Annotated in this window: 11 protein-coding genes; all 11 read right to left on the reverse strand. The window is 35.0% G+C overall.

The annotated features are described in order from the left end of the window. Nucleotides 1-75: 75 nt before the first annotated feature. Nucleotides 76-1,476 (reverse strand): 6-phospho-beta-glucosidase, encoded by a 1,401-nt coding sequence (locus ACT8VG_RS04400; protein ID WP_444195281.1) that lies wholly within the window; start codon nucleotides 1,474-1,476, stop codon nucleotides 76-78. Nucleotides 1,477-1,600: 124 nt separating this feature from the next. Continuing rightward, a complete protein-coding gene (locus ACT8VG_RS04405) occupies nucleotides 1,601-2,488 on the reverse strand; it encodes a MurR/RpiR family transcriptional regulator (protein WP_187012185.1) in 888 nt (295 codons plus the stop codon). Beyond that, the gene (locus ACT8VG_RS04410; protein WP_230310134.1) at nucleotides 2,482-3,012 is read right to left on the reverse strand and encodes a GNAT family N-acetyltransferase; all 531 of its coding nucleotides are present in this window, start codon (nucleotides 3,010-3,012) and stop codon (nucleotides 2,482-2,484) included. The genes ACT8VG_RS04405 and ACT8VG_RS04410 overlap by 7 nt, the downstream gene beginning before the upstream one ends. A 366-nt stretch (nucleotides 3,013-3,378) precedes the next feature. Then, complete coding sequence (locus tag ACT8VG_RS04415; protein ID WP_444195282.1) at nucleotides 3,379-3,810, reverse strand: hypothetical protein; 432 nt, start codon at nucleotides 3,808-3,810, stop codon at nucleotides 3,379-3,381. A gap of 190 nt (nucleotides 3,811-4,000) precedes the next feature. Continuing rightward, complete coding sequence (locus tag ACT8VG_RS04420) at nucleotides 4,001-4,747, reverse strand: TSUP family transporter (protein ID WP_444195283.1); 747 nt, start codon at nucleotides 4,745-4,747, stop codon at nucleotides 4,001-4,003. Nucleotides 4,748-4,963: 216 nt separating this feature from the next. Next, entirely contained in the window at nucleotides 4,964-5,356 is a 393-nt protein-coding gene (gene rpsI / locus ACT8VG_RS04425) for a 30S ribosomal protein S9 (protein WP_006505661.1), read from the reverse strand. Between the two features lie 12 nt (nucleotides 5,357-5,368). After that, the gene (rplM, locus tag ACT8VG_RS04430; RefSeq protein ID WP_006505660.1) at nucleotides 5,369-5,803 is read right to left on the reverse strand and encodes a 50S ribosomal protein L13; all 435 of its coding nucleotides are present in this window, start codon (nucleotides 5,801-5,803) and stop codon (nucleotides 5,369-5,371) included. 217 nt (nucleotides 5,804-6,020) lie between these two features. Further along, nucleotides 6,021-6,899, reverse strand: coding sequence for a PHP domain-containing protein (locus ACT8VG_RS04435; protein WP_432269567.1), 879 nt, complete (start codon nucleotides 6,897-6,899; stop codon nucleotides 6,021-6,023). After that, nucleotides 6,883-7,620: a tRNA pseudouridine(38-40) synthase TruA gene (gene truA, locus ACT8VG_RS04440; RefSeq protein ID WP_444195284.1), complete on the reverse strand. Its 738-nt coding sequence runs from the start codon at nucleotides 7,618-7,620 to the stop codon at nucleotides 6,883-6,885. The genes ACT8VG_RS04435 and truA overlap by 17 nt, the downstream gene beginning before the upstream one ends. Next, nucleotides 7,617-8,417 carry an energy-coupling factor transporter transmembrane component T family protein gene (locus ACT8VG_RS04445; RefSeq protein WP_187012191.1) on the reverse strand — a complete coding sequence of 267 codons (801 nt, stop codon included), beginning with the start codon at nucleotides 8,415-8,417 and terminating at the stop codon, nucleotides 7,617-7,619. Before ACT8VG_RS04445 ends, truA begins: the two co-directional genes overlap by 4 nt. Beyond that, a partial coding sequence (locus ACT8VG_RS04450) for an ATP-binding cassette domain-containing protein (RefSeq protein ID WP_444195285.1) occupies nucleotides 8,410-9,000 on the reverse strand: 591 nt, incomplete at its 5' end. The genes ACT8VG_RS04450 and ACT8VG_RS04445, both read right to left, overlap by 8 nt.

Below are 9,000 nucleotides of genomic sequence, written 5' to 3' on the forward strand. Positions count from 1 at the left end.
TAGGAAAAAAAGCAATAAAAAAGAGCCAACTTCTTAAGTTGACTCCATTGGGCTCATAAGAGCCTGTTAAGCATATTATAATCCTTTTTCAGTTAATTCTCTTGCAACATCATCTTTGATAGTTACGCCTTCTTCTTCAAGTCTTGCAATAGTATCCGCAAACTGAGGAAGGTATTTCTTATGGGCGATTAATAATTCATCCATAATACGTTTCGCTTTAGTACCAGCTACAATCTGTGGGTTGATTATGAAAGCCTGTAATAGAGTTCCATAATCACCTGTTACAGCAGCTTCTTCAACACATAATTCCATGTTCTTCATGCACTGTACCCATCCTCTTTCTGCTGGTTCTAATGGGCCAAAAGCGATTGGACGTGCACCAGTACTTCCAATATAAGAAGATACTTCTACTGCACAATCAACTGGAAGATCAGGTACTGCACCATTATTCTTAGTAGTTACAACGATATGACTTAACTTATTTGCATAAATAGATGCAATTGTTTCACAAGCTGCATCACTGTAATGTGCACCACCACGTTTTGCAAGCTGTTCTGGCTTATGATCTAGGTTAGGATCCTTATATAATTCAAATAATTCATGTTCAGTCTGCTGTACCTGCTGACCTCTTGTTCCAACATTTGGATCATTGTATTCCTTTAAACCGTGTGCTAACATTTCTTCTTCACGATAGTAATATCTATGATATCCACAAGGAATCATATTCATACGTAATAACTGTTCTTTAAAGAATGGGATATCATGAATATTAGCTGGGATACCCATATCTTTACCTTCATACATTGCATTGATGATGTCTTTAGTGACATCATGACCATGTTCATCAAATACTTTATGCCAATGGAAATGGTTTAAACCTGCAAACTTATAAGTCAACTGATCCAATGTTTTTCCGATTGTTTTTGGTTCATCCATCATAGCACCTACTGGTACGTTACATAAACCAATAACCTTATCCCACTTACCATATTTCATAACTGATTCAGTAACCATTCCACTTGGGTTAGTGAAGTTGATTAACCATGCATCAGGACATAATTCCTTCATATCTTCTACAATGCTTAAGATAACTGGAATAGTACGTAATGCTTTGAAGATTCCTCCCGCACCATTTGTTTCCTGTCCTAACATTCCATAAGAGAATGGAATTCTTTCATCCTTGATACGTGCATTTAATAAACCTACTCTGAACTGTGTAGTAACGAAGTCAGCTCCTGGTAATGCTTCTCTACGATCTAATGTAAGATGTACTTTTACATCATAAGGAGATGCATCCCACATTCTCTGTGCCATTTTTCCTACGATTTCAAGTTTTTCTTTACCATCTTCGATATCACATAGCCAGATTTCTCTGATTGGTAATTCATCATATCTCTTGATGAACCCTTCCATTAATTCTGGTGTATAGCTGCTGCCTCCACCAATAGTAACGATTTTCACGCCTTCTTTATTCATGTTGCGTTCCTCCTTTGACAACATCATTATACGTAAAAGAAATAAAGAAAACAGTAAAATGTAAGCGAAAACAACAGTGTTCTCTTTTTGTTCCTTATTTCTAAGGATTTTAGGGAACACTGTTCTATTTAATGATTGGGTTATCTGTTTTTCTACCATGGTCTGTAAATATGTTTTCACATTCCATAGAAGTCACTGTTTTATTTTCTAAATGTTCATCATAGCTTGTATTAAAATAACCTGAATAAAGAACATCAAATAAATAAAGTAAAGAAAGATTAAAAGAGAATGCACCTAAATTATTAATTAATTTTTCTCTTGTGGATACATATAAACAGCAGTCTGACTGACTAGAAAGAGAGTTAGTCCCATAAGTTGTAATAGTAATAAAAGACAGTTTTCTTTCAATTAATTTATGACAGATAAAAAGACATTTTGATGTTTCACCAGAATAGCTGATGAGAATAAATAATGTATTGCTGGTACAATAACATGCTTCATAAAAAGCTTCATCCATGCTATCAAAAATATCTACCTTCTTACCAATTTTCATCATCTTTTCTTTAAAGGTATACGCAATTCCCTTCTGGGCACCTGATACGACAATCGCAATATGTTCCTTCTTTTCAATACGATTGATAGCTTCCTGAAGTGTATCATGATTGAGTAAAGAAATCGTATCCTGCAACGTTTCATCATAAAGTAATCCTACTTTATTCGCAATCACTATATTCTTATCATTTTGGGAGAATGGTCTATTACTATCTATTTTCTGAAAGTGTGTGGATAAGTATCGTATTTCTTCTAAATATTGTTTTTTGAAATCATTGAATCCTTCAAATCCTAATTTCTGAACAAAACGGACAACTGACGATGGGGCTAAAAATACTTCCTTTGCGACTGTTCTTACAGTCGCATTTTCTAGTTGTATGCCCTGATCTATCAAGTACTGTCCTAATCTTTTTTCATTAGGATTCATTGGACATTTTTCTAATGATTCTCTTATTAACATAGTTCTTTAAAAGGTATGAAGGGCTCAGTCGTTTTATCTAATCTCTTTTCTAGATAAACTACATCTAGCCACTGATCAAACTTATAGCCACATTCATGGAAATGAGCAGCTTCTTTAAAACCGTATTTTTCATGAAAAGCGATACTTGCATCATTTGGATAAGTGATACATCCATAAAGATTCGTAATATTCATTCTTGTAAGATAGTTAATCAAAGCATTATAAAGAAGATGACCTATTCCTTTATGACGCTTTTTATCATCGATATAAATAGATAATTCTGCAGAATGATCATAGGCGCGACGATCATACAATGTCCCTGCATAGGCATATCCTATCACTTCTCCCTCTTCTACTGCGACTAGATATGGATATTTTTCTAAAGTATGACTGATACGATCTGCCATTTCTTTGACTGTCGGTGGTTCTAATTCAAATGTGATAGTTGTATTAAGGACATAAGGTGCATAAATCTTCTGGATAGACTCTGCATCCTCTACTGTTGCGATTCTAATAGTAATCATCATTGCTCCTCCTTATTATTTATCATATTTTATAATATTCTCAAAAAATTATAAAGCCTTAAACAATCTACTTAGCACTATTTGTGAAAACAATTTTGTGTCTGATAATCAGTATTTTCTTTTAAAAGATTACTGATTTTCAAAAATGGATTCTAGTTAAAGAATACGTTAAGATTAAATTTTAAAATTGATTACTTTACAATCGTCGCTTAGAAATAAGCACATCATCTTATGAAACGGTCAATATAGTACGTGACATTATATTTATGCATATGAAGAGAGGGATTCTCTACTGGTTTCGCATAGAAAAAAAATACCATGTATCACATTTTTTACACGTTTAACAGATGATGAATATGCAGAGCATTATTTTAATTTTAATGTCTGCGGGATGAGTGCAAGGTTATCATTTGTTAAATTACAGTTTTCGATTAAGTTTTCAAGTTGATCACACTGTTCACCGTCATCTATAACGTCGAAACGACTGCGCCATATTGTCGGTAAGATTCTATCATCGTTATCAGGGTCAAAACAACCAAATGAACGTTCCATGTATTCATATGCGATATGATTGACATTCGGTTTAAAGAATGTACAAACACAATTGAATGACCATTCCGGGTCGATATTTGAGATAAAACCATCATATACACTTGCCGTTATTTCAGGGTCATATCCTGCTTGAATAAAAGCATTCCGACACTGTTCTTGATATGGTCGGTATTTTTTCTTAAGTTCAGGATTGCGTTGAATGTCTTTAGCTTTGATACATTTAAAATCAACATCTGGATGTTCCACATCTAAAAAATGACGTTTATCATAATTGTTTTTGCCTTCTGTCTGTTGGTTGACTTCCTACCAAAGTGTTGCCTATCCTTGATGAACTGTAATCTTGCATTTTCCTTGTTTTTCTTTTAAAGTAAAGAATACTCAATAAGAAAACATATATTAAGGACTGAATCCATTATTGGGTTCAGTCCTTTTAATACTATATTCCTGATACAACTTTAATCATTAATAATACTAATACAATTGGAATTAATGGTTTAATAATCTTAGAACCGTTATTCACAACCATTCCAGCACCTACATAATGTCCTGCAATACTAAAGCATGAAGCAGCTAGTCCTAATCCCCATAGGATCTTTCCTGCTAAGATAAATGTGACTAATGCTGAAATGTTTGAAGATAGATTTACTACCTTTACATTTCCTGTCGCCTTGTCTATTGGCATCTTCGCAAACTTAGTAAATACAAGTAATAAGAATGTACCTGTTCCTGGACCATAGAATCCATCATAGCAGCCAATCACAAAAGAGCATACAATCGCAATCAAATATTGTTTAGTCTTTGTCATTCCCACTGGAACTTCTACATCCATATTCTTATCTTTTAATACACAGATTGCGACAACTGGTAAAAGAACAACTAATACCATCTTTAAAATTGAATCACTCATAATGAGTGTAAGATTTGCGCCTGCGACAGAACCAATGAGTGCGCCAATGACTGTTCCTGGTACAAATCCCCAATCTACTTTTTTATTTTTAATAAGTCTTACAGTCGATACAACTGTGCCTGTTGAAGATGATAGCTTATTTGTCGCAATTGCGGCGTGTACTGGTATTCCTGCAAACATATAGGCTGGAAGTGAAATAAGACCTCCCCCACCTGCAATTGAATCTACAAAACCCGCTAGAAAGACTAACGGACATACAATGAAATAAATCCCCATTTTCCCTTTTCCTTTACATAAGATATAAGAGGTGAATACCTCGATTCCCTATTTTAGCGATTTAAGAAAGAGATGTAAACTACCTTTTTATCTGAGAAACATTTAATATGTTTTGTTAGACAGTGTCTAGCAAAGTTCAAAACTCTATTTTAAGGTAAAACAAAAACTCCCAAAAGGGAGTTCTTGAATGTCTCTTGTAATAAGTGATAAATAATATTATCTCTTTGAGAACTGTGGAGCACGTCTTGCTTTTTTAAGACCGTATTTCTTACGTTCTTTAACTCTTGAATCACGAGTTAATAAGCCAGCTGCCTTTAATGTTGGTCTGTAATCAGAACCAGCTTCAAGTAAAGCTCTTGCGATACCATGACGGATAGCACCAGCCTGACCTGAGATACCTCCACCATTAACATTAACTTTTACATCGAACTTATCCTTTGTACCAGTTAATTCTAATGGCTGGTCAACGATCATTAATAATACGTCTGAAGGAAGGTATTCCTTAGCAGCCTTACCGTTGATTTCGCATTTACCAGTACCTGGTGTTAAGATAACACGAGCTACTGAAGATTTTCTACGACCTGTTCCTCTGTACTGTACGTTTGCCATTTATTCTTCCTCCTACTTTAACTTTAATTCTACTGGTTTCTGAGCAGCATGTGGATGTTCACTACCAGCATAAACAAATAATTTCTTAGCCTGCTGTCTGCCAAGAGTGTTGTGTGGAAGCATACCTTTGATGGCAGTTTCTACGAATCCAGTTGGATTCTGTTCCTGGAACTGTCTAGCAGTTTTAACTTTTAAACCACCTAAGAATCCAGAATGGTGATAGTACTTCACCTTGTCTAACTTCTTACCTGTCATTACTACTTTTTCTGCATTGATGATAACTACATAGTCACCAGTGTCTACATGTGGAGTATAAGTAGGCTTGTTCTTACCTCTTAATACTGTAGCAACCTGAGATGCTAAACGACCTAATGTAAGACCAGTTGCATCTACAACATACCATTTTCTTTCAATTGTGGCTTCTTTAGCCATTGTTGTTTGTCTCATTCTTTTTTCTCCTTTTAAAATAACCTTACCGGGGTCTTTTTAAAATGATTTTATCCAGGGAAACGTATTGTCCGTTGATAAGGGTCAGACTGTTTCCTGAACAAACTAACTCATGCATTGTTGTATCTAGGTGTAATACCCCTTGAACAGAACAATCTTATTATAGCAACACACGCACTTTTGTCAATGATTAAAGGAAAAATTCTCTTGAATTTTTCTATTGTTTTCCTTTCTTGAATTCGATGTGATCAAGAACATGAAGATGATATTCTTCAGCTAGTTTTTCTAGATAATGATACATCTCACAGCTGAGTTGTTCGGGTGAATGAGCATCTAATCCAAGAATAATATCATTGCCTATCATAGAGGCAATCTGAAAGAAATAAGCATTGGCATAAGGATAGACGTCCTTCCCATTCATCTTCACTTTACCTTTACGTACACCCCCTGCATTAAGTTCTAGAGGGGTGTTTGTGGCTTTTGCCTTCTTACATATACGTAAGATGACTTCTTTGCTGACATCGTCTATTTTTCCATATCCCATTAAAAAGAGATCAGGATGGGCTATGTAAGTGAATAGTCCTGTATCCATGGCTTTTTCTAATTCTTCTACATAATTAAGTAAATCTTTTTTTGTAAGATTCTTTCTACCATAGTAACAGTCATGGATGCTATGTTTATGGAAATGATGTCCTAGAATCAAATAATCGACTTCTCCAGAGCTTAATAAGTTCTGATAGTAATCTAGGTAGTCTTCAAAGTATTCTGCCTCAAATCCCTTATATATCTTGATATAGTGGAAATGCTTCTGACAGTTGTTAAGCGCATCTAGATAATCTTCTTTTTCATCATAAGGCATACGCATCTTAGGACCATTTCTTAAAAAAGCACCTATACATGATTTGAGACCTTGAATAGAACGAATTGAAGAAAGTGAATGAAGAAGATGAGAACGGTAATGAGGTAAAGCGATATGACAGCTCATGCCTATTTCTTGATAGCCTTCATGTAATGCTGCTTCTATCATTTCATATTCATTTCCTACTGCATGTCCACAGCGATATGTGTGGGTATGATAGTTAATCATCTTCTTCATAATACACTTCCTGTAAGTAAAGACCTTCTGGTTTAGCCTTGAATAAACATTTTTTCTTTCCTTTAGAGTTAAGCAAGTCTTCTACAAATTCTTTTGTACGCCAATGGGATCCTACCTGAATAAGTGCACCAGAGATTAAACGGACCATATAGCGACGGAATCCATTTCCTACAAATCTCATTGTGACAACACCATCTTCTTCTTGTATATCAATTGTTTCTATAACACGGATTGTATCTCCTAAACCGTTAAAGACACAGAAAGAAGCAAAGTCATGTTCTCCTAGAAAGATTTGAGCACATTCCCTCATAGCCTCTATATCTAATGGGCGATTGTGCTGATAGACATAGAGTCTTTCTATTGGGTTATAAGGTTTTGTAGAAACAAGATAACGATATTCTTTCTTTTTTGCACTATAGCGTGCATGAAAAGATTCATCAACTATGAATGAATCTTTGATATAGATATCATCAGGAAGGAAATTGTTTAAGGCACGAATCCATTGTTTTTCAGGTATTTCTTTATTGATATCAAAATGAAAGACCTGCCCTACTGCATGGACACCTGCATCTGTTCTTCCTGATGAGTGAATTGTGACTTCTTCATGAGTGATCTTATAAATGGCTTTTTGTATTTCTTCTTGTACTGTACGTTTATCTGGCTGGATCTGCCAGCCATAGAAGTGTGTACCATCATAAGTCACTATACATTTTATTCTCATAGTATAAAGCTCAATACTACAACACCTGTTACAACAATAAGTGAAAAGATGAGAGATAGTGTATCACCTAAATCCCACTTTACCTGATGGTAACGTGTTCTTGTTGCTTCTGGGTTATAGTTTCTACTTTCCATAGCATTTGCGAGATCATCTGCACGCATGAAGGCAGAGATAAATAAAGGGATAATTAAAGAGACAATAGCGGATACCTTCTCTTTAAATGTGCCTTCCTGGAAGTCTACACCTCTAGATGCCTGTGCTTTCATGATTCTTTGTGTTTCTTCTAATAATGTAGGAATGAATCGTAAAGCGATAGAGATCATCATCGCAATTTCATGAGTTGGGAAACCAACCTTCTTAAGTGGTCCAAAGAGTTTTTCTAGACCTAGTGTTAAGTCTAATGGCTTTGTACAGGCTGTTAGAAGGGTTGTCATAGAGATAATTAAGACTAAACGTATAAGAATATAGGCTGTCTGTTTTAGGGCTCCAGAATAGATTTTAACAGGTCCTAGAGTACATACGACAGAACCAGTCTGTAAAAATAAGAGATTGAATAAGGCAAGAAAAGCCATCATGAAGATCATTGGCTTCATAGCCTTCATAACATCCTTAAATGAAATCTTAGATAAAAGAAGACATAAAATGACATAGGCAGATAAAATACCATAACCAATAAAACCTGCATCAAAAAATACAGCAATTAAGAATAATAAAAGAAGACCTATTTTTAAACGTGGGTCTCTTTTATGTATAAAAGAGTTAAGAGGAAGATAACGTCCTATGATCATGCTATCCATTGTATTCTCCTCCTATTGCGTTAACTAATTCATCTATATCTTTAATAGATGGGTTGATATGGAACCCACCCATATTAAGTTCTTGAATGAAATCAGTAATAACAGGTAAATCGATACTCATTGATTCAAGATAGTCTCTTTCACTAAAGAGTTCATCTACATCGCAATATCGTTCTACTTCACCATGATTCATGACTACTACATGATCACAATATTGTAATACATGGTTCATATCATGAGAGACCATGATAACTGTCTTACCACTTTCTTGGAACTTCTTAAATAATTCCAACATTTCTTTAGCCCCTTGTGGATCTAAACCTGCTGTTGGTTCATCTAAGACAAGAATATCTGGTTCCATAGCAAGTATTCCAGCAATGGCTACTGTTCTTTTTTGTCCACCTGATAATTCAAATGGTGATCTTTCAAGATATGATTCATCTAAGCCAACAAGCTTTAATACCTTACCTGCACGTTCTTTCGCCTCTTCTTCAGACATACCGAAGTTAGTGGGACCAAAGATAATATCTTTCTCGATTGTTTCTTCAAACAACTGATATTCTGGAAACTGGAAAACTAAACC

Source organism: Catenibacterium sp. (assembly GCF_052354645.1).
GTDB classification, from domain to species: Bacteria; Bacillota_I; Bacilli_A; order Erysipelotrichales; family Coprobacillaceae; genus Catenibacterium; species Catenibacterium mitsuoka_A.